Source organism: Halomonas sp. 141, from assembly GCF_002810305.1.
In the GTDB taxonomy this organism is placed as follows: Bacteria; Pseudomonadota; Gammaproteobacteria; order Pseudomonadales; family Halomonadaceae; genus Vreelandella; species Vreelandella stevensii.
Genome location: NZ_PINZ01000009.1, coordinates 35,651 through 59,972, shown reverse-complemented (window position 1 = coordinate 59,972; position 24,322 = coordinate 35,651). Strand labels below are relative to the sequence as shown.

The following is a 24,322-nucleotide window of genomic DNA, read 5'->3' as shown; positions in this document are numbered from 1 at the left end:
GCCGGAGCGATAACAGCCTGCGATTGTATCACTGCGCGACGTAAGTCGCACCGATGGACACGTTATCAGATGCGTGCTGGCCAGGTTTTGTTACTATTCATTGCTTGACGCTGACCGTTTATCCGGGAAGGAGAGAGTGAAATGCGACATTCGTGGTGGGGCATCCTGTTTTTGGTGGCCCTGGTTGGCGTTGTGTATTTGCTGGATGCCGTCTTGATGCCCTTCATTGCCGGACTGATTCTGGCGTACCTGGCAGACCCGTTGACCAACTATTTTCAGCGGCTGGGTCTCAAGCGGGTGTGGGCGGTCAGTAGCGTATTCCTCATTTTATTGCTGGTGCTGGCCATCAGTCTGTTGATTCTGATTCCGCTGGTCATCCAGCAGATCAAGCAGCTTGGGGAGATGGTGCCGGGGGTGTTCGACTGGGTGGAAAACTACCTGGCCCCGCAGGTGCAGGAGTGGACGGGGTATGACCTGCGTTCCGAACTGGACAATGTTCAGGAGACCCTGGCTGAAAATTGGCGCGATGCCGGTAGCTACCTGGCCCAGGCGCTTGGTCAGATCGGCCGTTCGGGCATGGCGTTTGCCACGTGGGTGACCTACGTGGCGTTGATCCCGGTGGTCACCTTTTACCTGTTGCTCGACTGGAACCGGTTGCTGAACAATCTGATCGACTTGATTCCACGCCACTGGGTCGATGACGCCACTCGGTTGGCCAAGCGCTGCGACGAGGTGTTGGCGGCTTTCCTGCGGGGGCAGTTGCTGGTCATGCTGTGCCTGGGCATTATTTATGCGGTGGGTCTGACCCTGATGGGGCTGAATTTTGGCCTGTTGATCGGTGTCATTTCTGGCCTGGTGAGCATCGTCCCCTTTCTGGGGTTCATCGTTGGGCTCAGCAGTGCCTTGGTGGTGGCATTGTTCCAGTTCGACAGCTGGTGGGCGCTGTTGGGAGTGCTGGGGGTATTCAGCCTGGGGCAAGTCATCGAAAGTGTCGTGCTGCAGCCCAAATTGCTGGGTGACAAGATTGGCTTGCACCCGGTGGCGGTCATTTTTGCGGTACTCGCGGGGGGCAATCTGTTTGGCCTGACCGGGGTGCTTCTGGCCTTGCCGGCGGCCTCGGTCATCATGGTGCTGCTCAAGGAAGTCAAAGAGCGTTACCAGAACAGTGCCTTGTATGATGAGACGCTGGAGTCGACGTTACCGCCGCACGAACTGGGTCTCCAGGACAAAAGGGAGTCTTCATGAGCCGATTGCCGGCACAGTTACCGCTCGGGGTGGGGTTGCGTGATGACGCAACGCTGGACAATTACTATCCCTCGAGCGGTAATGCAGCTCTGGTGCAGCATCTGACGCAACAGCTGTCGCCAGACGCCGAGCCGTTCATCTATCTTTGGGGCGCGCCGGGCAGCGGCCGTAGTCATCTTTTGCAGGCGGCCTGCCACGCGGCGTCGGATCAGGACAAGCGTGCCCTTTACCTGCCGTTGGCCGACCTGGGCCATTTCCCACCGCTGATGCTGGAGGATATCGAGCGCCTTGACCTGGTGGCCATCGACGACCTCGAATACGTCATCGGGCGCAAGCGTTGGGAAGAGGCGTTGTTCCATGCGTTCAATCGCTTGCGAGATGCTGGCAAAGCGCTCTTGATCGCCGCCAATGCGCCGCCCAGGCGGCTGGACGTCGTGCTACCGGACCTGGCCTCACGGTTGACCTGGGGGGTGACGTTTCATCTTCACCCGCTGGATGACCAGGAGCGCCTGGCCGCCTTGAAGCTGCGGGCTCGGGTCAGGGGAATGGAGTTACCCGACGACGTGGGGCGGTATATCCTGCATCGCGGCCCCCGAGAGCTTGGCGAGCTGTGTCGGGCGCTGGAGACCCTGGATCAGGCGTCGCTGTCGGCCAAGCGCAAGCTGACCATCCCTTTCGTGAAAGGCGCACTCAACTGGTAGACATCATTGGCAGGCGCCATGAAAAAGCCCCGAGCACAGCGTGCTCGGGGCTTTTTACGTTGGGCTGGCCTCACTCACGTGCCACCAGCCTGGCGTTTGATCAGGCGCTCTTGCTCATTTTGCTGGCGGCTGCCTGAGCCTGCTTGACGTTTTCTTCGGTCAGCTTCTGGCTTTTCTGCAGGAAATCCTGCTGCAGCGATACCACCTTGTCAGCGTCGCCCTTGACGCGCTCGGCCAGGTCCTTGGCCACTTTTTGCTGGCTTTCCATGTAGCTGCGCAGGCCATCGGCATCCTTGACGCTCATCAGCTGACGCACCTGAGCGATGCCGGTGTCCACGTACGCTTTGTTCGCGTCCAGTTGGGCTTTCAGCAGTTTTTCAGAGTAGTCGATGCTCAGGGTCATGTAAGCACGGGCAGGTGCCATGAACAGGTTGTCGAACTGCTGAGTCATTTCGTTGGTGTTGAAGGTACGCATGGTGATGTCTCCTGGCCTTGTCTTGGGCAAAGTCTTGGGCAAACGGATTGCTGATCGAGTAGGGCAATCCAATATTCAAGGCTCAGCAACCGCGTTCCTGAAATCGCTACTGCAACTGCTGACCTCATCTTGCTTTGCAGCATAACAGCTGTTTTTGTGCAGTGCAACATGGCGCAATCGCCTCTTGCCCTCCATGCTGTGTGGACGCTGTTTACCGATCCACGGAACATCGCTACACTTTAAGTTATGGATAATCATTATCATTTGTTCGTCGGTGCTGGCTATGCCAGCCATTGACGAGCGAACTGAACTCGATAAGCCAATTGGAAAAGGAGAGCACCATGAGTACGCGGATTGAACGAGACAGCATGGGCGAGCTGGAAGTGCCCGCAGAAGCCCTTTACGGTGCCCAGACACAGCGGGCGGTAAACAACTTCCCGGTGTCGGGCACCCCGCTGCCCGCGGCGTTCATTCACGCCGTGGCGCGCATCAAGCTGGCTGCCGCGTGCAGCAATAAGGCGCTGGGGCTGCTGGATGAACAGCGCGCCGCGGCCATCGAAAAGGCGGCCATGGCGGTGATCGACGGGCAGTACGATGAGCACTTCCCGGTGGATGTTTTCCAGACGGGGTCGGGCACCTCCACCAACATGAACGTCAATGAAGTGCTGGCGACCCTGGCCAGTCGTGAAGGGGTCGAGGTCACGCCCAATGATCACGTCAATATGGGGCAGTCCAGTAACGATGTCATCCCGACCGCCATTCACCTGTCCGCGGCGATTGCGGTACATGGCCAGCTCCGACCTGCTCTGGTGCAGCTGAAAGAGACCATCGACCGCCGTGCCGAAGGGCTTTCCCACGTGGTGAAGACCGGGCGCACGCATTTGATGGACGCCATGCCGCTGCGCATGGACCAGGAACTGGGCGGCTGGTCCAGCCAGGTGGGGCAGGCCATCGAGCGTTTTGACAGCGCCCAGCAGCGGCTGTGCCGATTGGCGCAAGGCGGTACGGCAGTGGGCACGGGCATCAATGCGCCTGCAGGGTTCGCCGAGCGGGTGGCCGAGGACCTGAGTCGACAAACAGGGCTTTCCCTGGTGCCCAACGACAGCTTCTTCGCCAGCCTGGGCTCTCAAGATGCTGCCGTGGAGCTGTCCGGGCAGCTGCGCGGCTTTGCCTGTGTGGTGATGAAAATTGCCAATGACCTGCGCTGGATGAACTCTGGGCCACTGGCAGGGCTGGGTGAGATCGAGCTGGAGGCGCTGCAGCCGGGGAGCTCCATCATGCCTGGCAAGGTCAATCCGGTGATTCCCGAGTCCGCGGCCCAGGCGGCGGCTCAGGTGATCGGTCTGGATACGGCGGTGACCGTGGCCGGGCAGAGCGGTAACTTTCAGCTGAACGTGATGCTACCGCTGGTGGCGGCCAATCTGCTGACCTCCATTACACTGATGAGCAACACCGCCACGCTGCTGGCCGAGCGGGCCATCGCCACTTTCAAGGTGCGCGAGGACAATTTGCAGGGGCCACTGGCGCGCAACCCGATTCTGGTCACGGCACTGAACAGTGTCATTGGCTATAACGCCGCCGCTGCCATTGCCAAGAAGGCGTATCAGGCGGGTCGGCCCATCATCGACGTGGCCGAGGAAGAAACCGACCTGGACCGCGCGACCCTGGAGCGCTTGCTGGACCCGGCGGTGCTCACGCGTGGAGGGATCCCTCAGTAAACAGCCGCGTTATGGCGTGGTTCAGGCCAGTTTGGTGTCAGGTCTGCTGCTCTTCGCTCTTGCCTTGCGCAATGGTGGCACTGGCTTCCTGACGCTCTTCCGAACTGGCGGAAGGGGTGTCGTGCTCATCCTGGCGCGCCGGCTGGTAGCTGAGCGTCGCCAGGATGGGGAAGTGATCCGACCCGAAGGCTTCCAGACGCTCCATGTGGGTCAGCGTAAACTCCTCACTGACGAACACATGATCCAGCGGCCAGCGGAGCACAGGGTAGTGGGCGTGAAACGTGCTGAAGAGCCCGCGGCCGCGCCGAGGGTCGAGCATACCACTGACCCTGCAGAACAGCCGCGTGGTGCGCGACCAGGCTACATCGTTTAGATCGCCAGCCACGATGGTGGGGAAAGGCTCTTCGTGGACTTCTTGCCCTACCCATAGCAACTCGGCGTCGCGCCACAGCGACTTTTCGCTCTCGCTGGGGGCGGGCGGTCTGGGGTGCAGGGCGTAGAAGCGAATCTGTTCGCCGTTGTCCAGGGTGACGCGCGTGTGGATGGAAGGGATGTCGTCCTGAATCAGCCACTTTACCTGTGGGTTGCTCAGCGGCAGGCGCGAATAGAGATGCATGCCATACAGGTTGTCCAGCGGCACCTTGACGCTGTGGGGCCACCGTTCGTGGAGAACGCTATCGAGCTGCTCTTGCCACCACTGGTCGGATTCGAGAGTGAGCACCACGTCTGGCTGGTGGCGCTCGATCATGGCCAGCAGTTTCGCTGACTGGCGGTTGGGCGTGAGCACGTTGGCGATCAGCAGCGTCAGCGTCGGGGCCTGGCTGTCGGCGTGGGTGGCCTTGACCTGGACTGGCCAGCAGCGGGTCCAAGGGATGATGTAGCGCAGTTGAAGCAACAGGCTCACCAGGGAAGCTGCCAGAGCAATGCTCTGCCAATTGCCAGCAGGCAGTATCAGGCCGCTCAGCAGCGCACAGAGCGCCGCGGCGGTCGCCAGCTGCAAACGTGGAAACTCGACGCTGCGAACCCACCACCAGCGTAGGCGGACTCTGGCCAGCAGCGTGGCGAACAGGAGTGTCAGAGCGGTACAACCCAGTAATGGACCGAGCAAGCGATACCTCCTGGCATCATGATAGGACGATTTAACGTAGATGAAGCTTAGTGGTTACGTTTATCAAGTGTCGATATAATTCTTCCAGCTCAGGCGGTTGCCAGAGCCTTGCAGAGAAGAAGACGTAAAAATGACTTGCAATTCAGATATAAAGCCGTAGAATACGCATCCGTTGCACAGCAGGACCATAGCTCAGTTGGTTAGAGCGCCACGTTGACATCGTGGAGGTCGGCGGTTCAAATCCGCCTGGTCCTACCAACCATGTGCAGCCACGTTTCAGGACCATAGCTCAGTTGGTTAGAGCGCCACGTTGACATCGTGGAGGTCGGCGGTTCAAATCCGCCTGGTCCTACCAGATTCCCCAAAAAGCCCCGAGCACTGCTCGGGGCTTTTTGCGTTATGGGCGGGGCAGATCAGTGTGGAGAATGAAGGTGTCGACCAGCGCCTCGATGCCGGCCTGGTCCTGGGCGCTGAAGCGGGCCAGCTGGGGGCTGTCGATATCCAGAACGCCCCATAGCCAGCTATCCTGAACGATGGGGACGACCAGTTCGGACTGGGAGGCCGCATCACAGGCAATATGGTCGGCTACGGCGTGTACGTCGTCGACCCGCTGGGTGATGCGGCTGCGCGCCGCTGCGCCGCATACTCCCTTGCTGAACGGAATCGGGTTGCAGGCGGGCTTGCCCTGGAAGGGGCCCAGGGTCAATATTTCCGGCTGGCGCTGCAGGTAAAAGCCTACCCAGTTGAGCTGTTCCAGCGATTGCTGGATGAACGCGCTGGTCTGGGCGCTGTTGGTCAGCCAGTCGCGTGTGTCCAGCAGGGCAGCGAGCTGTCGATTGAGCAGGTCATAATCGATGGGGGTCATGTTGTTTCCCGGTTCGGATCAATGTCTCGGATCAAAACGCATCAGGCCAGCCTCGCGGCTGGCCTGATGGCAAAGCGTGTGTGCTGCTCGGCGGATTAGTCTTCGATCCAGCCAGGTACGGCGGCACCTTTGAACAGCTCGGTGGCTTTCTCGATGACTTCGTCGCGCTGGTAGGCTTCGACCAGTTGGCGAATCTCTTCACGCTCTTCGTCACCGCTGCGTACGGCAATCAGGTTGACGTAGGGGGACTCGGGGCCTTCCTTGATCAGTGCGTCATCCAGGCTGAGGCCTGCTGGCTGAGCAAAGGTGTTGTTGATGAAGGCCATGTCCACGTCGGGCAGTACGCGAGGCAACTGCGCTGCTTCGATTTCACGGAATCGGAAGCCGCGCGGGTTTTCAGCGATGTCGATGGGGGTGGCTTCCAGGAACGTCGGATCGTTCAGCGTGATCAGACCTTCGTTGTGCATCAGGATCAGAGCGCGACCTTCATTGGAAGGGTCGTTCGGCAGGGCGATCTGAGCGCCGTCCGGCAGCTCATCGATGCTGCTGTATTTTTCAGAGTAGGCGCCAATGGGGTACACGAAGGTGTAGCCGGCGATGGCAAAGTCGTAGCCACGGTCGTTGATCATGGCTTGCATGTAGGGCTCGTGCTGGTAAGCGTTGGCATCCAGGCTGCCATCGGCCAGTGCCGCGTTGGGCGTCACGTAATCGGTAAACTCGATGATTTCGACGTTCAGGTCGAACTCTTCCTTGGCAATGCGCGCCGCGACTTCCATGACTTCGGTTTCCGGGCCAGCGACCGTGCCCATCTTGATGGTGCGCGTGTCGGCGTTGGCGACGTTGATGGCCAGTGCCAGGGCGGTCAGGCTGCCAATAACGAGTTTTTGCATGGCGTTGCTCCAGTGTTGTGGTGAATCGTGTTGTAATGATGCGGTAATAAGAAACGCAAGTCTAATTCGTTTTCGCTATATGTGGCTATGCTGATCAAAGCTAAAAGCTATGTCATTTCGCTGAGCCGTCGGTGGCTTACTTGCGATCGCTTTTGCGTACCAGATAGTCGCCCAGGCTTTGGAAGCCTTGCACCATGACCACCAGAATCACCACGGTGATCAGCATGATGGTCGGGTTGAAGCGGTTGTAGCCATAGCGAATGCCCAAATCGCCAAGGCCGCCGCCGCCAACGGCGCCTGCCATGGCCGAGTAGCTCACCAGGGTCACCACGGTAATGGTGAGACCGGTGATGATGCCGCCGCGTGCTTCAGGGATCAGCACCTTGGTGATGATTTGCCAGGGCGTGGCGCCCATCGACTGGGCGGACTCGATCAGGCCGGGCGAAATTTCGTTGAGCGCGCCTTCGATCAAACGGGCGACGAAGGGGATGGCCGCGATGGTCAAGGGAACCGAGGCGGCATTGATGCCGATGGAGGTACCGACCAGCATTCGCGTGAAAGGAATGATGGCGACCATCAGAATGATGAACGGAATCGAACGGCCTACGTTGGTGATGATGCCCAGTGCCTGGTTGAGTACCGGCATGGCCAGAATCTGCCGAGGCCGCGTGACGTACAGCAGCACCCCCAGCGGCAGGCCCAGCAGTGTGGCGATGACGCCGGACACGGCCACCATGTAAAGGGTGTCCAGCGTCGCCTGTAACACGAGATCAAACATTGCGCTGGACATGACCCAGTACCTCCACCTGTAGTTGATGCGATTCCAGATAAGACATGGCTTGCTCGGTCTGTGCCGGAGTGCCCAGCAGCTCGGCGATCATCAAGCCCAGCGTGCGCTCCTGAATCGACTCGACCTTGGCCTGCAGAATGCTGACATCCACGCTGCATTCGCGCGCCAGGCGTGAAATCAGCGGCGTGGAGACCGCATCGCCCGAGAAGGTCAGCCGCACCACCGGGTGGGTCTGCTCGCCGGGCTGCGCTTGCAAGCGCTCCAGCAGCTCCTTGGGTGGGCTCAGTTGCAGGAAGTCGTTGAGGAACTCGCGACCTAGCTGGGTGGCTGGTGCGGTAAAGAAATCGCCGACTTCGGCGTCTTCTACCAGTCGCCCGCCGGAAATCAGACTGACGCGATGGCAGATCGATTTGACCACTTCCATCTCATGAGTGATCAGCAGGATGGTAATGCCCAGCTGCTGATTGATGTCGCGCAGCAGTTCCAGAATGGAGCTGGTGGTTTGCGGGTCCAGGGCCGACGTGGCCTCGTCGCAGAGCAGTACGCTGGGCTTGCTGGCCAGCGCCCGGGCAATGGCCACGCGCTGTTTCTGACCACCTGAGAGTTGCGCGGGGTACTGCTTGGCCTTGTCGGCCAGGCCGACCATGTCGAGCAGTGGCAAGACGCGGTTCTTGATGGCGCTGCGCTTCTCACCCATCAGCTCCAGCGGCAGCGCCACGTTATCGAAGACGGTGCGCGTGGTGAGCAGGTTGAAGTGCTGAAAGATCATGCCGATACGATGGCGTGCCTGATTCAGGTCGCGGCGGCTCAACTGAGTCATTTCCTGGCCGTCGACCTGTACCTTGCCACTGGTGGGGCGCTCCAGCAGGTTGACGCAGCGGATCAGGGTCGATTTACCTGCGCCGGATAAGCCGATGACGCCGTGAATGCTGCCCTTGGGGATCGTTAAATTGACATCCTGAAGGGCGTGAACGGCGCTGGGGCCGCTGCCGTAGGTTTTGCTTACATTGCTAAGTTCAATCATAGCGTCTGCCTTAATGTTAGGCCGAAGACGGAGTGCGGAAGAGGCGAGCGTAGGGAGGGTAACAAAAAAAAGGCCACCCTTGCGGGTGGCCATCAACGCTGGACACACCCTTTTAGCTGCACTTCACATGGTTACAGGAACCGCGTGGACGCCCGCAATCTGGGTACAAATCGGCGTCATTACATTTGCGGCGAAAGTCTAAAGAGAGGTAGGAGAATTGTCAATTAAATACGGTCTATTTCATGTTTAAGCGTGCTTATACAGATTTTTCCGCTTTTTTTAGGCTTGTTTTTAGTTTTTGATTCTGAATTAGGCCTTTTCAGGCCGCATTGGACAGCAAAAAACACGCTGTTCAAGCACTTGCCGGGCCTGCACTGCACAAGGTTGGGGCATAGGGTGTAAGCTTGCGGAAATTTTTACAGCTTGAGCCAGTTCGCTGGCGAATCAACAGAGGGAAAGTCCATGTTCACCGGTATTGTGCAAGGTATCGCCGAAGTCGTCGAAGTGCTGGAGCTGGAGGCGTTTCGTACCCACGTGGTGGCGCTGCCCGAAGAGCTGCGTGAGGGGCTGGAAATTGGTGCGTCGGTAGCACATAACGGGGTCTGTTTGACCGTCACGCGCATCGAAGGTGAGAAGGTCAGCTTTGATTTGATGCGTGAAACGCTGCGATTGACTAATCTTGGTGCAATCGAGGTGGGGCAATGCGTCAATATAGAGCGTGCAGCCCGTTTTGGTGATGAAATTGGCGGGCACTCCATGTCCGGGCACGTCATCTGTATGGCCAAGGTCGTGACCATCGAGGAAGCCCCCAACAATCGTCGGCTGTGGTTCTTGCTGCCCCCCTCGATGGCCAGGTTCGTGTTCGAGAAAGGCTACATTGGCGTGGATGGTATCAGCTTGACCGTGGGGGACGTACGACCGGCTGGCGCTGGGGAAGGGGTGGAGTTCAGCGTCAACCTGATTCCCGAAACGCTGTCGCGCACCATGCTCAAGGAGCGACTGGTCGGGGACTGGGTCAATATCGAGATCGACCCGCAAACCCAGGTCATCGTGGAGACCGTGGAGCGGGTGCTGGCGAGTCGACTGTAGAAAATTATCGGCCAGTGTTGACCAATCGGTTAGCTTATGGCCTGAAGTTTGCTAATCATTAAGATAGGGGCGCCATCGCCCTTTCATTCGCTGCACACGGGCTACTCGCATCGCGCAGTGCCTTTCGGTAGTATGTGCGGCTTTTCTCGCACCAAGGGACGCATCCAGCGTAAGCGCGAAGGATAAAAACGACATGAAATTTCTGGACAACTACTTCAAGCTCGCCGAGCAGAAGACCAACGTAAAAACCGAGGTGATTGCAGGGGTCACCACGTTCCTTACGATGGCCTATATCATCTTCGTCAACCCGAGCATTCTTTCCGAAGCCGGCATGGATTACGGTGCCGTGTTCGTGGCGACGTGTCTGGCGGCGGCCATTGGCTGTTTCGTGATGGGGCTATGGGCCAACTACCCCATTGCCCAGGCGCCGGGGATGGGTTTGAACGCCTTCTTTACCTATGGTGTCGTGCTGGGAATGGGCTACACTTGGGAGGCCGCGCTGGGGGCGGTATTCTTCTCGGGCCTGACCTTCTTCCTGTTGAGTATCTTCAAAATTCGTGAGTGGATCATCAACTCGATTCCGCTGTCGCTGCGATTGGGCATTGCGGCGGGTATCGGCCTGTTCCTGGCGATGATCGCCCTGAAGAATGCGGGCATCGTGGTGTCCAATCCGGCGACCTACGTGGCGCTGGGCGACCTGTCCCAGCCGCCGGCCATTTACGCCTTGTTGGGCTTTTTCGTGATTACCGCGCTGGCCTACCTGCGCGTGACCGGTGCGGTGATGATCGGTATTCTGGGTGTGACCGTCATGGCCATGGTGCTGGGCCACAACCAGTATGGCGGGATCATGTCCATGCCGCCTTCCATCGCGCCGACGTTCATGGCCATGGATCTGATGGGTGCGCTGGACGTGGCCATGCTGAGCGTGATTTTTGCGTTCCTGTTCGTGGACCTGTTCGATACCTCGGGTACGCTGGTGGGCGTGGCGCACCGTGGCAAGCTGCTGGACAAGGACGGCAAGCTGCCGCGCATTGGTCGTGCCATGATGGCCGATAGCACGGCGTCCATGGCCGGTGCTGCGCTGGGTACTTCCACCACGACCAGTTACATCGAGTCGACAGCGGGCATTGCCTCGGGCGGCCGTACCGGTCTGACGGCGGTGGTCGTGGGCGTACTGTTTTTGATCAGCCTGTTCTTTGCGCCGCTGGCGGGTTCCATTCCGGCCTATGCCACGGCGGGCGCTCTGCTGTACGTGGCGGTGCTGATGGCGGGTAGCCTGGCGCATGCCAACTGGGAAGACCCCACAGACGCCGCGCCGGTGCTGATCGCTGCGCTGGCCATGCCGCTGACCTTCTCGATTGCCGAGGGTATTGCCCTGGGCTTTATCAGCTACGTTGCCATCAAGACCCTGTCAGGTCGATTCAGCGACCTGAATCCGGCAGTGGTCGTGCTGGCGCTGCTGTTTGCAGCAAAATTCCTGTTCCTGGGCTAACTGCCCGCATTTTGACTAATCAATGAGAGACGCGATGAGCATCTACGGCGATTACATTAAGTCCGTTATTCGCACGGTTCCTGACTGGCCAGAGCAAGGAGTGAACTTCCGTGACATCACTCCGCTGCTGCAAAACAGCGCTGCCTTTCGCAAGCTGATCGATAGCTTCGTGCACCGCTACCAGGAGATGAACCTGGATGCCATCGCGGCGATTGACGCTCGTGGCTTCATTATTGGCGCCCCGTTGGCCTATGAGCTGGGCTGCAGCTTCGTGCCGGTGCGCAAGAAGGGCAAGCTGCCGTTCAAGACGATCAGCGAGACCTATACGCTGGAATATGGTCATTCGGAAGTCGAGCTGCACGCCGACGCTTTTCAGCAGAATGACCGTATTTTGTTGATGGATGATCTGATTGCCACCGGCGGTACCATGCTGGCAGCGGCCAACCTCATTCAGCGCTGCGGCGGCCAGGTCGTCGAGACGGCAACGATCATCGACCTGCCTGAACTGGGTGGCTCTACCAAAATTCGCGATGCGGGCTATAGCGTATTCGCGGTCTGTTCCTTTAATGAAGACGAGTAACGCCCCATGAGCAGCGAACGCTACCACCAACACTTCACCGTCTCCTGGGATCAGATTCATCGTGACGTTCGTCAGCTGTGCCATTTGCTGATCGAGCGTGACTTCAAGGGGATCGTGGCGATTACCCGAGGCGGATTGATTCCTGCGGCGCTGATTGCCCGTGAACTCAACATCCGCCTGATCGACACGATCTGCATCAAGAGCTACGACCACATGAGCCAGGGTGGTCTGGACATCATGAAAGGCGTCGACCACGACGGCGAAGGCTGGCTGCTGGTGGATGATCTGGTCGACACCGGCAAGACGGCGCGTGCGGTGCGTGAAATGCTGCCCAAGGCGCATTTCGTGACCATCTACGCCAAGCCCGAAGGTCGGCCGCTGGTGGATCAGTACCTGACCGAAGTGGCACAGCAGTGCTGGATTCAGTTTCCCTGGGACATGGGCATTGCCTATGTCGAGCCTCTCGCCGACCAGATGAAGAAGTAACATGTCGACTCCGCTACCCAATGACTGGCAACAGTGGCTGGGGCAAGAGTTCAAGGCCGACTACATGCCGGCCTTGAAAGCCTTTCTGGCTCAGGAAAAAGCGGCCAAGAAGGTCATTTATCCTCATTCGTCCCACTGGTTTCGTGCGTTCGAGCTGACCCCGCTGGCCTCGGTCAAGGTGGTCATTCTCGGTCAGGACCCCTACCACGGCCCCAACCAGGCACATGGCCTGTGTTTTTCGGTACAGCCAGGGGTGCCGGTGCCGCCGTCGCTGGTCAATATCTATAAAGAGTTGGCGGCGGACGTAGGTTTTACACCGGTGCGCCATGGCTTCCTGGAACCCTGGGCCAAGCAGGGCGTGTTGTTGCTGAACACGGCGCTGACCGTGGAGCAGGGCAATGCAGCGTCGCATCGCGGCAAGGGCTGGGAGTCGTTCACCGACCGGGCCATCGAAACCGTCAGCCAGCACGGCGAGCCCTGTGTGTTTCTGCTCTGGGGCAGCCATGCCCGCCAGAAGAAAGCGCTGATCGATACCCAGCGCCATTTGGTACTGGAGTCGCCTCATCCTTCGCCACTGTCGGCACACCGTGGTTTCTTCGGTAATCACCATTTTTCCAAGGCAAATCAGTTCCTCCAGCAGCAGGGCCGTACGCCTATTACGTGGCAATTGCCGGAAAAGCCTTAACCTGATGGTCAGTTGCGGGTAGAATGGCGCGCAATTTTGATCGCGTGTCGATACGATCCTGATTGCCATCCCGAATCCCCTGTAGTGAGGAAGTCCCATGAGTGTGTACGCCATTAACCATCCGCTTGTTCAGCATAAACTGGGACTCATGCGTGAAGCTGACCTGAGCACGAAAAGCTTTCGTGAATTGGCGGGTGAAGTGGCCAAGCTGCTGACCTACGAAGCGACCAAGGGTCTGGAGCTTGAAAATCACGAGATTCAGGGATGGAACGGTGAGCCTATCGCGACACAGCGCCTCAAGGGCAAAAAGGTGACCATCGTGCCTATCCTGCGCGCAGGCCTGGGGATGCTGGAAGGCGTGACCGACCTCATCCCCAGTGCGCGGGTTAGCGTGGTGGGCCTTTATCGTGATGAGGAAACGCTGCAGCCGGTGCCATACTTCGCCAAGTTTGCCAACGATATCGAAGAGCGCATGGCCATCGTCATCGACCCCATGCTGGCGACCGGTGGTTCCATGGTGGCGACACTGGACATGCTGCGTGAGCGCGGTTGTGAACACATGAAAGTGATTGTGCTGGTGGCTGCCCCTGAAGGGATCAAACGGGTGCAAGATGCTTATCCTGATGTAGAAATCTACACCGCGTCGGTAGATGACCGACTCGATGAGAATGGCTACATCGTCCCCGGCTTGGGAGATGCCGGCGACAAGATTTTCGGGACGCGTTAAGCGCTCCGTAACATACAGCCCCTTACGCACCGCGTTGGGGGCATTTTTTTGCCTCCGTTATCGACGATAGACCTTCCTGGAGTGGTGCAATGACAACGAATAGTGCACAAGAGTCGTGGCCTAAACTACTGCTGACCGGCGGACAAATGCTGTTCGTCGCATTTGGTGCCTTGGTGCTGGTGCCGCTGCTGACGGGCTTGGACCCCAGCGTGGCCTTGTTTACCGCTGGGGTGGGCACGCTCGTTTTCCACGGCATTACGCGCCAGACGGTGCCGGTCTTTTTGGCTTCTTCCTTTGCTTTCATTGCCCCCATTCAGGGGTCGATTGCGAGCTTTGGAGTCTCTGCCACCATGGGCGGGCTGATGGCCGCCGGGTTGGTATACGTGGCCATTTCACAGGCCGTTCGACTGAAAGGCACGGCCTGGTTGCACCGCTTGTTGCCACCGGTGGTGGTGGGGCCGGTCATCATGGTCATTGGTCTTGCTCTGGCGCCAGTGGCGGTCAGCATGGCCACCGGTGAAACCAGTGACAACATTGGCTACGGTGCGGCGATCTTTCTCTCCATGGCCAGCCTGTTGGTGACGCTGGTGCTGGCTGTGTTCGGGCGTGGTTTGCTGCGTCTGGTGCCCATCATGGGCGGTATTGCGGTGGGCTACGTACTGGCCCTGCTGATGGGGGTGGTCGATTTTGCCCCGGTCAGGGAAGCGGCCTGGCTGTCGGTGCCCAATTTCACTGCCCCCAGTTTTCACTGGGCCGCAATTCTGTTCATGATTCCGGTGGCGATCGCACCCGCTGTGGAGCATATCGGCGACATGGTGGCGATTGGTTCGGTGACTCGCAAGAACTACCTGGAAAAACCCGGCCTGCATCGCACGCTGCTGGGTGACGGCCTGGCCACGACCACGGCGGCGCTGTTCGGTGGTCCGCCCAATACCACTTATTCCGAAGTGACCGGCGCGGTGACGCTGACCAAGGCGTTCAACCCGAAATACATGGTGATTGCCGCCGTGCTGGCCATCGTGCTGGCATTCGTCGGCAAGCTGGGTGCCTTGCTGCAAACCATTCCCGGTCCGGTGATGGGCGGCATCATGACTCTGCTGTTTGGCTCGATTGCCGTGGTGGGCATGAATACCCTGGTGCGCGCAGGGCAGTCGCTGACGGCGGCGCGTAATCTGGTGGTGGTGTCGCTGATTCTGGTCTTTGGTATTGGCGGTATGCAGTTCGGGGGTGGTCAGTTCACCCTGCAGGGGGTAAGTTTGGCGGCCCTGGTGGGCATTGCGTTAAACTGGCTGTTGCCTGCGGAGAAAGAGGGCGAATAGTCGCTCAGTTGACGAGGTATGACATGAGTGAACCACTGCGCTGTGCATTTCCGGTACTCGGTGTTGCCGCCTGGAGCGGGACGGGAAAGACCACGCTACTCGAACAGCTGCTGCCCCGGCTGCGGGCGCTTGGCCTCTCGGTGGCGGTGATCAAGCATGCCCATCATCAGTTCGAGGTGGACCAGCCCGGCAAGGATAGCTACCAGCTACGCAAGGCCGGAGCGGCCCCGATGCTGGTGGCATCGAGTCGCCGTCTGGCGCTGATGATGGATATGCCGACTGGGGAAGAGCCGGATCTGGCGTATCTGCTTTCGCTCATGGCACCGCATGCGCCAGACCTGGTCATCGTCGAAGGTTTCAAGGCCTGGCCCATCGCCAAGCTGGTGCTCTACCGAGAGGGCATTGGCGATGCGCACATCCTCGATGACCCGCATGGAGTGGGCGTGGCGCTGAGCGGCGGGGCGCCTGTGCCGTTGCGTGAGGGTGTGATGCAGCTGAACCTCGACGACATCGATGGTATTGCCCGCTGGGTATTCGACTGGGCTGCCGAGCAGCGCCACTCTCTGATTGATAGCAAAAGGTGACACGATGCAGTTAACCCACCTCAATGCCCAAGGCGAAGCCAACATGGTCGATGTTGGCGACAAGGCTGAGACACGCCGAGAGGCCGTCGCCTCTGGACGAATCGTGATGAGCGCTCAGACGCTTCAGCTGCTGACGGACGGTGCCTTGCCCAAGGGTGATGTGCTGGCCACGGCGCGCATCGCCGGTATTCAAGCGGCCAAGCGTACCCATGAGCTGATACCGCTGTGCCACGCCTTGGCGCTTTCCAAGGTGTCGGTGGACTTCGAGGTCGACCACGACAACGGTTGGGTCAACGTTACGGCGCTGTGCCGCCTGAATGGCCGGACGGGGGTAGAGATGGAGGCCCTGACGGCCGTGTCCGTGGCCTGCCTGACGCTGTATGACATGTGCAAGGCCGTCGATAAAGAGATGCGTATCGAAGCCGTGCAGTTGGAGAGCAAGCAGGGGGGTAGCCGGGGAGATTACCAGCGCCTGATGCCCGCGCCCATCGTGACCGGCGAAGGGGCATCGGGGGAAGTAAGCCTTGGGGAGCGTTGCTCATCTCCCTGCGTGCGGGTCAAGTTTCTGGCCGAGCTGCGCGAGCGGGTCGGGGAAAGCGATGTGTCGGTGGATCTGGATCGTTTGCCGAGCCGCAACGTCGCGGGCCTGAAGGCGGCGCTCAGCGCTCAGGATGCGCGCTATGCGCTGTTGTCCGATCAGCGTACGTTATGTGCCATCAACCAGGTCATGGCCAGCGACAGTTCGCGCATTACCGACGATGACGAAGTGGCGTTCTTCCCACCGGTCACGGGAGGCTAAGCCATGGCGCTGCTTGAGCATCCGCATAAAGCGCTCGTGGTCGAGGTCACCGAGGACAGCTTCTCCATGGCGCATGGCTACGAGCAGGCGCTGCGGGGTCGCACGGATATCGGCGCGGTGGTCAGCTTTACCGGGCTGGTGCGCGACTTCAACGAGTCGCCCGATGTACTGGGCTTGACGCTGGAGCATTACCCCGGAATGACCGAGCGCAGCCTGATGGAGATCGCCGAGCAGGCCTGGCAACGCTGGTCGCTCCAGGCGGTGCGCATCATTCATCGGGTGGGAGATTTGGCGCCAGGTGACCCTATCGTTCGCGTGCTGGTCGCCAGTGCGCATCGCCGGGATGCCTTCCTGGCCTGTGACTTCATCATGGACTATCTCAAGACCCAGGCGCCGTTCTGGAAAAAGGAGCGCGCGCGCCAAGGGACTTATTGGGTCAAGGAGCGCAAGACCGATCACCAGGATGCCGAGCGCTGGTCGTGAGCTGCTCTTCAGCCTGCTGACCTGGAAAGGGACTACTGTCGGTCCAGTTCCTCTTCGGTGGGCATGTCGGCGGCCATGATCTGGAGATGCACCTCCGGCATGTGTTGCAAGTGGTTGGCCAGCCAGTGCATCAGGCGCGGCTGCAGGGCGTGGCGCAAGTCTGCCAGCGTTTCCGCTTCGATCTCTTCCAGCTGCTCGTCCAGCCAGTCGCTGAAGCTCTCTTCGTCCAGTGGGCTGGCCCCCGTGGTATCCAGCATCATCCGCCCGATGCGCCACCAGCCGGTCTCGGTGGCGGTCACCGGTAGCGCCAGAAACAGGCTGCCGCGCCGTGGACCAGACGACTGATGTTCGAGGCCAGGGTGGGGCCTTACGCTGTTTTGATCGACGATGCAGGGCGGCTGTGGATGGCGCGTTTCCAGGCGCAGGCCCTGATTGTCCAGCAGGATCAGGTCCCCATTGACGGGCGTAAGGGGGGCACTGATACCTAGCTGCTCGGCGAGTGCCTGATGAGCCTGCTGATGACGCGCTTCACCATGCACGGGTAGCAGGGCCTTGGGGCGCACCCATTGATAGAGCTTTTTCAGCTCCTCCCGGGCTGGGTGTCCCGTGGCATGGAGCTCGGGGTGATTGTTTTCATCGAATAGCGCGACACCCAGCTGTAACAAACGTTTTTTAAGCTGTTCGATGGGGCGCTCATTGCCCGGGATGGCCTTGGCAGAAAAAATCACGCTATCGCCTGGCTCCAGGTCGACAAAGGGGTGACGACGCTGCGCCAGCCGTTGAAGGGCAGCGCGTGGCTCGCCCTGGCTGCCGGTGGCGATGATCACCACTTCTTCGGGAGGCAGGTATCCAAGGTCGTGGGACGGGACCAGCGGCGGGAAGTCGTCCAGATAGCCCAGCCCTCTGGCCACGCTCACCATGCGCTCCATGGAGCGGCCCATCAAGCTGACCCGCCGCCCACAAGCATGAGCGGCGCGCCCGATGGCCAGTACCCGCGCCAGGTTGCTGGCAAAGCACGATACCACCACGCGGCCCTTGCACTGCTCGAGGGTCGTGGCCAGTGCTTTGGCGACGTCGCCTTCGCTGGCTGACTGGCCAGGCATGGGGGCGTTGGTGGAGTCGCCCACCACCAGGTCCAAAGGGGCCAGCGCACGAAAATGAGCGGCATTCACCGGGGCGCCGATGAGCGGCTCCGGGTCCAGTTTCCAGTCTCCCGTATGCAGTACTCGATAGTCGCCCGCCTGCATCATGATGGCGCAGCTTTCAGGAATGGAGTGAGTGACACTCAGGTAGCGCAGGGTGAAGGGACCGCGCTCCACCGCATCGCCGGGTTCGATGATTTCGATGGCAGCGCTGCTCAGCTGGTGTTCGGCAAATTTATGTCGCAGCAGGCCTGCGGCCAACGGGGTGGCAAAAATAGGGCAGCCCCAACGCGGCCATAGCCAGGCCACGGCGCCGATGTGGTCTTCATGACCATGGGTGATGAACAGTGCGGCAGGCGTGATACCGAGGGTTTGTAGGGTGTCGGTGTTGGGTACCTGCAGCGGCGAGTTGGGCAGATCCTGACGGATCATCATGCCGCAATCGACGGCGATCCACTTATCGTCGTATCCATACAGCGTAAGATTCATTCCAATTTCACCGCATCCACCTAGCGGAAGCAGGTGCAGGGGCGGGCGGCGACGGGGACGAAGTTGAACGCGTGGTGGATGCATCAGTCATGAAAAGCCTGGAAATATAGTCCCTTAACTATACGGGAAGGGAGGGGCACGTAACAATCATCGTGGCACTGCACCACGGTGCTTAGCCGTGGCGCTTGCGTTACACTAATGCGCCTGGTGAGGCTTGCCCGCGAGCAGGCGCCTACCCAGCGAACGTGCCGTTACATACGCAAGAGTGTTCATTGATGTCTCATTATTACCGTTTAGTTGTGTCGTGCCCGGATCAGGTGGGTATTGTGGCGCGTGTTTCCAGCTTCATTGCCCAACAGGGCGGCTCGATCACCGAGGCCAGCCAGCACTCCGATCTGGAAACAGGGCGCTTTTTCATGCGTTATGAAATTCTCGCCGATTCACTGGGCATGTCGGCCGAGGCGCTGCGCACCGCATTCGAGCCCGTCGCCGACGAATTCGACATGCAGTGGTCGCTGGTAGACACCCAGAAGCGCCGCCGCGTGGTGTTGATGGTTTCCCGGGAATCCCACTGCCTGGTGGACCTGCTGTATCGCTGGCAGGCTGGCGAGCTGGATTGCGATATCGTGGGCGTCATCTCCAATCATGACGACATGCGCTCGCTCACCGAGTGGTATGGCATTCCCTATCATCATGTACCGGTGGACCCGGCCAACAAGCAGGCGGCTTTCGAGCAGGTGCAGGCACAGATCGATGCTGCCCGGGCTGACTGTGTCGTGCTGGCGCGGTACATGCAGATTCTGCCGCCTTCACTGTGCGAGCGTTATGCCGGACGCGTCATCAATATTCATCACAGTTTCCTGCCTTCCTTTGCGGGGGCAAAGCCCTATCACCAGGCCTATGAGCGGGGTGTCAAGCTGATCGGTGCCACTTGCCACTACGTGACCGAAGAGCTGGATGCTGGCCCCATCATCGAGCAGGATATTCACCGGGTCAGCCACTGCCATACACCCACCGATTTGGTGCGCTTTGGCCGTGACGTGGAAAAAGCCGTGCTGGCCCGCGGCCTGCGCTGGCATCTGGAAGACCGCGTATTGATTCACGGTAACAAGACCGTCGTGTTCAGCTAACTCGCCCACCGGGGAGGGGCGCCATGTCCTTTGCACAAAGCGTGCTGGCCACTTGGGCACTGCTGGCTACCTGGCTGGTGTCGGCATGTGCTCTGGGGTGGGTGCTGTGGCAGCGCCCCTGGCAGCCGCTGCTGGAAGATACCGGTTTGCAGCATCGCTGGATGGCCGCGACGCTGGCCGTGATGCTGATGTGGCAGCTGCGGGCTCAGGCGGTCGATTGGTTGACTCTGCATCTGGTGTTTACGGTGTTGATGACGCTGGTGTTCAAGGTGCCCCTGGCCTTGATCAGCAACCTGCTGCTCAACGTGGCGATGGTGCTGATCGGGCGCAATGCCTGGGAACTGTTGGGGGCCAACGTGCTGGTGACGGGGCTGGTGCCTGCCGTGATCACGGGGGTGGTATGGCGTATCGTGGATCGCCGCTTGCCGGACAACCTGATGGTGTTTCTGTTTGCCTGCGGTTTTTTCGGTGCTGCGCTGGCGACGCTAGGGGGTGGGCTGGCGGCCGTCGGGCTGATTCTGGTGGCGGGCACCGACCCTGAAGCGATCTATCTGGCTCAGGAGTATGCCCGCTTTCTACCCTTGCTGATGCCCTCGGAAGCCTTCATCACCGGCATGCTGCTGAGTATCTTGCTGGTCTACCACCCGCACTGGGTCGCCACGTTCAACGACCATCGCTATATCGATATGCAGTAGGTGGGTGGCGGTCTAGCCCAGTGCCTGGCCGTTGCCGCCTCGGATGACGCCTACCCCGACGCCTTCGATATCCAGCTGTTGAGTTCTCAGGTCGATTTCGATGGGGGCGAAGTCTTCGTTCTCGGCGAGCAGCGTGACGTGATGCCCCTGGCGTTTAAAACGCTTGACCGTGACCTCGTCTTCCAGGCGCGCGACGACGATCTGACCGTCACGCACGCGGTCGGTACGATGCACGGCCAGCAAGTCGCCTTCCAGGATACCCACGTCTTTCATCGACAGGCCGCGTACCCGCAGCAGGTAGTCGGCCTTGGGGGTGAAGTACTCTGCCGGCAGCGGGCAGTAACGGTCGATATGCTCCGCTGCCAGAATGGGGCTGCCCGCAGCAACTTCACCAATCACCGGCAGCCCATTGGGCGTGGCATCGTTGGCGGCGCTGGTGGGCTCGGCTGCCGGGGGCGTGTTGTCGAGCGGCTCCTGGTTGGGCAGGCGTATGCCCCGGGACGTATTGCGGATGATGCGGATGGCGCCTTTGCGCTCCAGGGCGCGCAGATGCTCTTCGGCGGCGTTGGGTGAGCGAAAGCCCAACGCCTTGGCGATTTCGGCGCGGGTAGGGGGGTAGCCAAGCTCGCCCATGGTCTTCACGATAAAATCATATACATGCTGCTGGCGTGCAGTGAGTGGGCGTGACATATCAGACTCCTAACAGTGAAAAGACAGTCGCTACATGTCCGTAAAATCAATATGTGTTTAAGTATACAGTATGTTGCTCTGTCCAGTACATGATGAGTTGCAATACGTCTCAGGTAGCGCAACCTGCGGTACACAGGGGATTATCGTTTGAGCCATCAGGGAGAATGGCATACTATTCGCCAACGCAACCGCCATGTTTTAAACACCTGTTTTGGGAGGGCGCTATGGCCCAGTCGGATACGGTCACACGTATTTTGGATACGGCAGAAGTGCTCTTTGCAGAGCGGGGTTTTGCCGAGACGTCACTGCGCAATATCACCAGCAAGGCGCGGGTCAACCTTGCCGCCGTTAATTATCACTTCGGGTCGAAGAAAGCGCTGATACAGGCGGTGTTTGCCCGCTACCTGGACCCGTTCTCCGAGCGCTTCCACACCGCCCTGGATGAGCTGGAAGCGCGCTATGAAGGCCAGCCCATTCCGCTGGAAGTGCTGCTGGAAACCATGGCCACCACGGTACTGACCGTGCCTGCCGAGCGCCACAGCCTGAAAGTGTTCATGCGGCTGCTGGGGCTGGCCTACAGCCAGGCGCAAGGGCACTTGCGGCGCTACATCCAGCAGCAGTATGGCGATGTTTTTACGCGCTTCACCGAGCTGGTGCGCCGGGCGACCCCCGAGCTGCCGGATGCAGAGCGCTTCTGGCGGCTACACTTCATGCTGGGCACGGTGATCTTTACGCTGTCGGGGCTGGATGCGCTGCGTGATATTGCTGCCAAGGATTATCAGGAGCAGGTAACGGTGCGCGACTTGATCCGGCGTCTGCGTCCCGTCGTGGTGGCCGCCATGAGCGCGCCAATGCCGTTGCCTGCAGCAACCGTGGATGAGAAGCTTCATGCAAACGCCCAGATTGGCTGACCTGCCGCCCGTTGAAGGTGGCTGGATGGAAATCGACACCCAGGCCCAACGCCTGCGCTGGTGGCAGGGGAGTGAGCTAAAGCACGAATGCGCCGTTTCCACGGGCAAGGCCGGTGTGGGGCAAGAAGAAGGCAGTGGCCGTACGCCACTGGGCTGGCACTACGTGCGGGCAGCCATTGGCGATGGGCTGCCTGAGGATGCGGTCTTTCGTGGTCGTCGCTGGACCGGAGAAATCTACTCTGCCGGTTTGGCAGCCGACTTCCCCGAGCGCGACTGGATCTTGACCCGCATACTGTGGCTGTGTGGCCTGGAGCGCGGTATCAATCGCGGTGGCCGTGTCGATTCCCAGCGTCGCTACATCTACCTGCATGGTACTCCCCCTGACCAGCCCATGGGCGTTGCCGTTTCCCATGGCTGCGTGCGACTGCGCAATGCCGACCTGCTCTGGCTGTTTCAGCAGGCGCCGCCTGGCACGCCGGTATGGCTGCATTGAAGTGACATGGTGTTGCTCATTTTGAAAGCTCACACGGGTGGTCTAGAATGACGCCCTTTTTCCTGGATCCAGTACGATGACTCAACCCTTAGGCCCGGTCATGCTCGACCTGGAAGGCCAGACTCTGAGCAAGGAAGACAAGCGCCTGCTGAAGAATCCTGCGGTCGGCGGTGTCATTCTGTTTGCCCGTAATGTGGAAAGCGCCACCCAAGTGCGCGAACTGTGCGACAGCATCCGCGGGGTGCGAGGTGACCTGCTGTTGGCCATCGATCAGGAAGGTGGGCGGGTTCAGCGTATCCGGCAAGGCGTGACGCGCATGCCGCCGATGGCACGCATTGGCGATGTCTTCGACGAGGATCAGGCAGTGGGGCTGACGCTGGCCAAGGATGCCGGCTGGCTGCTGGGCATGGAGATGGCCGCCTGCGGCCTGGACATCAGCTTTGCTCCAGTACTGGATGTGGATAGCGGTATTTCCAGTGTGATTGGCGACCGCAGCTTCAGCCGAGACCCACAGCACGTTGCCTTGCTGGGGCAGGCCTTCGTGCACGGGTTGCACGAAGCAGGAATGGCGGCCGTGGGTAAGCATTTTCCCGGTCATGGCGGCGTGGGGGCTGATTCGCACACCGCACTGCCGGTGGATGAACGTCCGCTCTCGGCCATCAAGGAGCGCGACCTGGTGCCCTTCAGTCAGCTTGCCACGCTGCTCAACGGCGTCATGCCCGCCCATATCGTCTACTCTGCCTTCGATTCCCGCCCAGCGGGCTTTTCCCCCAGCTGGCTAGGCATGCTGCGTGAATCGCTGGGCTTCAAAGGCTGCATCTTCTCGGATGACCTGAGTATGGCCGGCGCCCACGAGGCGGGTGGCCCCGCCGAGCGCGCCAAGGCTGCCCTGACGGCGGGCTGCGACATGCTGCTGATCTGCAACGACCGTGAGGCGGCGCTGGAAGTGGTGCAGGCCTGTCATGACGTATTCAACAAGCGACCCGCCAAGCTGCGTTATGGCCGGGCGCGGCCGCAGCTGGAAGCACTGGCCGCGCTGGGCCGTTGGCGCAAGACCCACGCCAGGCTGGAAGCGCTGGTGGCTGACGCCAGCTAATTGACCCATAGACTGTTTTGGAGAGGCTCGATGTCCAAATTGGATAAAGAGGCGCTGGAGTCGCTGGACTCCATGCGCGAGTTGATGGACAACGCCGACTGTTTGATTTCACAGGAGCAGGTCGAGCGTGCCCTTGACCGCATGGCAGAAGAGATCACCCGCGACCTGGGCGATAAGTTGCCGGTCTTCTACTGCGTCATGAACGGTGGTTTGATCACCACCGGTCATCTGCTGACGCGGCTGGGCTTTCCCCTGGAAGTGGACTACCTGCACGCGACTCGCTACCGCAATGAGCTGCGCGGCGGCGAGCTGTTCTGGCGGGTCTCGCCGGAAATCCCCATGGCGGGTCGGCATGTGGTGATCGTCGACGATATTCTCGATGAAGGCGCCACCCTGGCGGCCATCCTGGCGTACTGCAAGGAGGCCCAGGCCGCCAGCGTGACCACCGCCGTGCTGGTGGACAAGCAGCACGACCGCAAGGCAGTGCCCGGTCTCAAGGCCGACTACTGCAGCCTGGAAGTCGCCGACCGCTACGTCTTCGGTTTCGGTATGGACTACAAGGGCTACTGGCGAAATGCCCCGGGGATTTTTGCACCCAAGGGCATGTAAGGCATTG

27 protein-coding genes and 2 tRNA genes are annotated in these 24,322 nt (G+C 60.0%); 21 read left to right on the top strand and 8 right to left on the bottom strand.

Features of this window, described 5'->3' with window-relative positions; genetic code table 11:
• Positions 1-141 precede the first annotated feature (141 nt).
• Together CWI66_RS06425 and hda are read left to right on the top strand one after the other, a co-directional pair.
• Positions 142-1,245 (top strand): AI-2E family transporter, encoded by a 1,104-nt coding sequence (locus CWI66_RS06425; protein ID WP_100731236.1) that lies wholly within the window; start codon positions 142-144, stop codon positions 1,243-1,245.
• Complete coding sequence (gene hda, locus CWI66_RS06420; protein ID WP_100731235.1) at positions 1,242-1,946, top strand: DnaA regulatory inactivator Hda; 705 nt, start codon at positions 1,242-1,244, stop codon at positions 1,944-1,946. Before CWI66_RS06425 ends, hda begins: the two co-directional genes overlap by 4 nt.
• A gap of 100 nt (positions 1,947-2,046) precedes the next feature.
• On the opposite strand, the gene CWI66_RS06415 is transcribed toward hda, so the two are convergent.
• Positions 2,047-2,421: a phasin family protein gene (locus CWI66_RS06415; RefSeq protein ID WP_100731234.1), complete on the bottom strand. Its 375-nt coding sequence runs from the start codon at positions 2,419-2,421 to the stop codon at positions 2,047-2,049.
• Positions 2,422-2,762: 341 nt separating this feature from the next.
• Between CWI66_RS06415 and CWI66_RS06410 the strand changes: the two genes are divergently transcribed.
• Positions 2,763-4,139, top strand: coding sequence for a class II fumarate hydratase (locus tag CWI66_RS06410; protein WP_100731233.1), 1,377 nt, complete (start codon positions 2,763-2,765; stop codon positions 4,137-4,139).
• A 37-nt stretch (positions 4,140-4,176) separates the two neighbouring features.
• Here CWI66_RS06410 and CWI66_RS06405 read toward each other — a convergent pair whose 3' ends face one another.
• Positions 4,177-5,247, bottom strand: a complete 1,071-nt coding sequence (locus tag CWI66_RS06405; protein ID WP_100731232.1) for an endonuclease/exonuclease/phosphatase family protein — start codon at positions 5,245-5,247, stop codon at positions 4,177-4,179.
• Positions 5,248-5,428: 181 nt separating this feature from the next.
• Here CWI66_RS06405 and CWI66_RS06400 point away from each other — a divergent pair.
• Positions 5,429-5,505, top strand: a tRNA-Val gene (locus CWI66_RS06400).
• Positions 5,506-5,525: 20 nt separating this feature from the next.
• Positions 5,526-5,602 (top strand) — tRNA-Val (locus tag CWI66_RS06395).
• A gap of 42 nt (positions 5,603-5,644) precedes the next feature.
• On the opposite strand, the gene CWI66_RS06390 is transcribed toward CWI66_RS06395, so the two are convergent.
• The 4 genes from CWI66_RS06390 to CWI66_RS06375 all read right to left on the bottom strand — a co-directional run bounded on the left by CWI66_RS06390 (position 5,645) and on the right by CWI66_RS06375 (position 8,816).
• Complete coding sequence (locus tag CWI66_RS06390; protein ID WP_100731231.1) at positions 5,645-6,112, bottom strand: GAF domain-containing protein; 468 nt, start codon at positions 6,110-6,112, stop codon at positions 5,645-5,647.
• 95 nt (positions 6,113-6,207) lie between these two features.
• Positions 6,208-7,002: a MetQ/NlpA family ABC transporter substrate-binding protein gene (locus CWI66_RS06385; protein ID WP_100731230.1), complete on the bottom strand. Its 795-nt coding sequence runs from the start codon at positions 7,000-7,002 to the stop codon at positions 6,208-6,210.
• Between the two features lie 136 nt (positions 7,003-7,138).
• Positions 7,139-7,792: a methionine ABC transporter permease gene (locus CWI66_RS06380; RefSeq protein ID WP_026001709.1), complete on the bottom strand. Its 654-nt coding sequence runs from the start codon at positions 7,790-7,792 to the stop codon at positions 7,139-7,141.
• Entirely contained in the window at positions 7,773-8,816 is a 1,044-nt protein-coding gene (locus CWI66_RS06375) for a methionine ABC transporter ATP-binding protein (protein WP_100731229.1), read from the bottom strand. The genes CWI66_RS06380 and CWI66_RS06375 overlap by 20 nt, the downstream gene beginning before the upstream one ends.
• Before the next feature lie 462 nt (positions 8,817-9,278).
• On the opposite strand from CWI66_RS06375, the gene CWI66_RS06370 reads away from it, so the two are divergent.
• From CWI66_RS06370 to moaE, 10 genes are all read left to right on the top strand, one after another.
• Positions 9,279-9,905, top strand: coding sequence for a riboflavin synthase subunit alpha (locus CWI66_RS06370; RefSeq protein WP_100731228.1), 627 nt, complete (start codon positions 9,279-9,281; stop codon positions 9,903-9,905).
• Between the two features lie 193 nt (positions 9,906-10,098).
• Complete coding sequence (locus CWI66_RS06365) at positions 10,099-11,397, top strand: NCS2 family permease (RefSeq protein ID WP_039182223.1); 1,299 nt, start codon at positions 10,099-10,101, stop codon at positions 11,395-11,397.
• A gap of 34 nt (positions 11,398-11,431) precedes the next feature.
• On the top strand, positions 11,432-11,977 hold the full coding sequence (locus CWI66_RS06360) for an adenine phosphoribosyltransferase (RefSeq protein ID WP_039182221.1): 546 nt from the start codon (positions 11,432-11,434) through the stop codon (positions 11,975-11,977).
• Between the two features lie 6 nt (positions 11,978-11,983).
• Positions 11,984-12,463, top strand: coding sequence for a xanthine phosphoribosyltransferase (gene gpt / locus CWI66_RS06355; RefSeq protein WP_100731227.1), 480 nt, complete (start codon positions 11,984-11,986; stop codon positions 12,461-12,463).
• Between the two features lies 1 nt (position 12,464).
• Entirely contained in the window at positions 12,465-13,148 is a 684-nt protein-coding gene (gene ung / locus CWI66_RS06350) for a uracil-DNA glycosylase (protein ID WP_100731226.1), read from the top strand.
• A gap of 97 nt (positions 13,149-13,245) precedes the next feature.
• Positions 13,246-13,875, top strand: coding sequence for a uracil phosphoribosyltransferase (upp, locus tag CWI66_RS06345; protein ID WP_039182214.1), 630 nt, complete (start codon positions 13,246-13,248; stop codon positions 13,873-13,875).
• Positions 13,876-13,964: 89 nt separating this feature from the next.
• A complete protein-coding gene (locus CWI66_RS06340) occupies positions 13,965-15,194 on the top strand; it encodes a uracil-xanthine permease family protein (RefSeq protein WP_039182211.1) in 1,230 nt (409 codons plus the stop codon).
• Between the two features lie 23 nt (positions 15,195-15,217).
• Positions 15,218-15,778, top strand: coding sequence for a molybdopterin-guanine dinucleotide biosynthesis protein B (gene mobB / locus CWI66_RS06335; protein WP_016914003.1), 561 nt, complete (start codon positions 15,218-15,220; stop codon positions 15,776-15,778).
• Between the two features lie 4 nt (positions 15,779-15,782).
• Entirely contained in the window at positions 15,783-16,577 is a 795-nt protein-coding gene (gene moaC, locus CWI66_RS06330; protein WP_016914002.1) for a cyclic pyranopterin monophosphate synthase MoaC, read from the top strand.
• A 3-nt stretch (positions 16,578-16,580) separates the two neighbouring features.
• Positions 16,581-17,060, top strand: a complete 480-nt coding sequence (moaE, locus tag CWI66_RS06325; protein WP_100731225.1) for a molybdopterin synthase catalytic subunit MoaE — start codon at positions 16,581-16,583, stop codon at positions 17,058-17,060.
• Positions 17,061-17,092: 32 nt separating this feature from the next.
• Here moaE and CWI66_RS06320 read toward each other — a convergent pair whose 3' ends face one another.
• Entirely contained in the window at positions 17,093-18,691 is a 1,599-nt protein-coding gene (locus tag CWI66_RS06320; RefSeq protein WP_026001707.1) for a ribonuclease J, read from the bottom strand.
• A gap of 275 nt (positions 18,692-18,966) precedes the next feature.
• Between CWI66_RS06320 and purU the strand changes: the two genes are divergently transcribed.
• A complete protein-coding gene (gene purU, locus CWI66_RS06315) occupies positions 18,967-19,821 on the top strand; it encodes a formyltetrahydrofolate deformylase (RefSeq protein ID WP_016913999.1) in 855 nt (284 codons plus the stop codon).
• A gap of 23 nt (positions 19,822-19,844) precedes the next feature.
• Complete coding sequence (locus CWI66_RS06310) at positions 19,845-20,516, top strand: energy-coupling factor ABC transporter permease (protein ID WP_016913998.1); 672 nt, start codon at positions 19,845-19,847, stop codon at positions 20,514-20,516.
• A 12-nt stretch (positions 20,517-20,528) separates the two neighbouring features.
• On the opposite strand, the gene lexA is transcribed toward CWI66_RS06310, so the two are convergent.
• Complete coding sequence (gene lexA, locus CWI66_RS06305) at positions 20,529-21,206, bottom strand: transcriptional repressor LexA (protein ID WP_016913997.1); 678 nt, start codon at positions 21,204-21,206, stop codon at positions 20,529-20,531.
• A 224-nt stretch (positions 21,207-21,430) separates the two neighbouring features.
• Between lexA and CWI66_RS06300 the strand changes: the two genes are divergently transcribed.
• The 4 genes from CWI66_RS06300 to CWI66_RS06285 all read left to right on the top strand — a co-directional run bounded on the left by CWI66_RS06300 (position 21,431) and on the right by CWI66_RS06285 (position 24,315).
• Positions 21,431-22,117, top strand: a complete 687-nt coding sequence (locus CWI66_RS06300; RefSeq protein ID WP_016913996.1) for a TetR/AcrR family transcriptional regulator — start codon at positions 21,431-21,433, stop codon at positions 22,115-22,117.
• Complete coding sequence (locus CWI66_RS06295) at positions 22,095-22,610, top strand: L,D-transpeptidase (RefSeq protein ID WP_026001706.1); 516 nt, start codon at positions 22,095-22,097, stop codon at positions 22,608-22,610. The genes CWI66_RS06300 and CWI66_RS06295 overlap by 23 nt, the downstream gene beginning before the upstream one ends.
• A gap of 76 nt (positions 22,611-22,686) precedes the next feature.
• Complete coding sequence (gene nagZ / locus CWI66_RS06290; protein WP_100731224.1) at positions 22,687-23,706, top strand: beta-N-acetylhexosaminidase; 1,020 nt, start codon at positions 22,687-22,689, stop codon at positions 23,704-23,706.
• Positions 23,707-23,736: 30 nt separating this feature from the next.
• On the top strand, positions 23,737-24,315 hold the full coding sequence (locus CWI66_RS06285; protein WP_016913993.1) for a hypoxanthine-guanine phosphoribosyltransferase: 579 nt from the start codon (positions 23,737-23,739) through the stop codon (positions 24,313-24,315).
• Positions 24,316-24,322: the final 7 nt, after the last annotated feature.

Excerpts from the sequence above, each read along its gene's own strand:
- CWI66_RS06425 (WP_100731236.1), top strand. The coding sequence starts at position 142 with ATGCGACATTCGTGGTGGGGCATCCTGTTTTTGGTGGCCCTGGTTGGC.
- hda (WP_100731235.1), top strand. The coding sequence starts at position 1,242 with ATGAGCCGATTGCCGGCACAGTTACCGCTCGGGGTGGGGTTGCGTGAT.
- CWI66_RS06415 (WP_100731234.1), bottom strand. The coding sequence starts at position 2,421 with ATGCGTACCTTCAACACCAACGAAATGACTCAGCAGTTCGACAACCTG.
- CWI66_RS06410 (WP_100731233.1), top strand. The coding sequence starts at position 2,763 with ATGAGTACGCGGATTGAACGAGACAGCATGGGCGAGCTGGAAGTGCCC.
- CWI66_RS06390 (WP_100731231.1), bottom strand. The coding sequence starts at position 6,112 with ATGACCCCCATCGATTATGACCTGCTCAATCGACAGCTCGCTGCCCTG.
- CWI66_RS06385 (WP_100731230.1), bottom strand. The coding sequence starts at position 7,002 with ATGCAAAAACTCGTTATTGGCAGCCTGACCGCCCTGGCACTGGCCATC.
- CWI66_RS06380 (WP_026001709.1), bottom strand. The coding sequence starts at position 7,792 with ATGTCCAGCGCAATGTTTGATCTCGTGTTACAGGCGACGCTGGACACC.
- CWI66_RS06375 (WP_100731229.1), bottom strand. The coding sequence starts at position 8,816 with ATGATTGAACTTAGCAATGTAAGCAAAACCTACGGCAGCGGCCCCAGC.
- CWI66_RS06370 (WP_100731228.1), top strand. The coding sequence starts at position 9,279 with ATGTTCACCGGTATTGTGCAAGGTATCGCCGAAGTCGTCGAAGTGCTG.
- CWI66_RS06365 (WP_039182223.1), top strand. The coding sequence starts at position 10,099 with ATGAAATTTCTGGACAACTACTTCAAGCTCGCCGAGCAGAAGACCAAC.
- CWI66_RS06360 (WP_039182221.1), top strand. The coding sequence starts at position 11,432 with ATGAGCATCTACGGCGATTACATTAAGTCCGTTATTCGCACGGTTCCT.
- gpt (WP_100731227.1), top strand. The coding sequence starts at position 11,984 with ATGAGCAGCGAACGCTACCACCAACACTTCACCGTCTCCTGGGATCAG.
- ung (WP_100731226.1), top strand. The coding sequence starts at position 12,465 with ATGTCGACTCCGCTACCCAATGACTGGCAACAGTGGCTGGGGCAAGAG.
- upp (WP_039182214.1), top strand. The coding sequence starts at position 13,246 with ATGAGTGTGTACGCCATTAACCATCCGCTTGTTCAGCATAAACTGGGA.
- CWI66_RS06340 (WP_039182211.1), top strand. The coding sequence starts at position 13,965 with ATGACAACGAATAGTGCACAAGAGTCGTGGCCTAAACTACTGCTGACC.
- mobB (WP_016914003.1), top strand. The coding sequence starts at position 15,218 with ATGAGTGAACCACTGCGCTGTGCATTTCCGGTACTCGGTGTTGCCGCC.
- moaC (WP_016914002.1), top strand. The coding sequence starts at position 15,783 with ATGCAGTTAACCCACCTCAATGCCCAAGGCGAAGCCAACATGGTCGAT.
- moaE (WP_100731225.1), top strand. The coding sequence starts at position 16,581 with ATGGCGCTGCTTGAGCATCCGCATAAAGCGCTCGTGGTCGAGGTCACC.
- CWI66_RS06320 (WP_026001707.1), bottom strand. The coding sequence starts at position 18,691 with ATGAATCTTACGCTGTATGGATACGACGATAAGTGGATCGCCGTCGAT.
- purU (WP_016913999.1), top strand. The coding sequence starts at position 18,967 with ATGTCTCATTATTACCGTTTAGTTGTGTCGTGCCCGGATCAGGTGGGT.
- CWI66_RS06310 (WP_016913998.1), top strand. The coding sequence starts at position 19,845 with ATGTCCTTTGCACAAAGCGTGCTGGCCACTTGGGCACTGCTGGCTACC.
- lexA (WP_016913997.1), bottom strand. The coding sequence starts at position 21,206 with ATGTCACGCCCACTCACTGCACGCCAGCAGCATGTATATGATTTTATC.
- CWI66_RS06300 (WP_016913996.1), top strand. The coding sequence starts at position 21,431 with ATGGCCCAGTCGGATACGGTCACACGTATTTTGGATACGGCAGAAGTG.
- CWI66_RS06295 (WP_026001706.1), top strand. The coding sequence starts at position 22,095 with ATGCAAACGCCCAGATTGGCTGACCTGCCGCCCGTTGAAGGTGGCTGG.
- nagZ (WP_100731224.1), top strand. The coding sequence starts at position 22,687 with ATGACTCAACCCTTAGGCCCGGTCATGCTCGACCTGGAAGGCCAGACT.
- CWI66_RS06285 (WP_016913993.1), top strand. The coding sequence starts at position 23,737 with ATGTCCAAATTGGATAAAGAGGCGCTGGAGTCGCTGGACTCCATGCGC.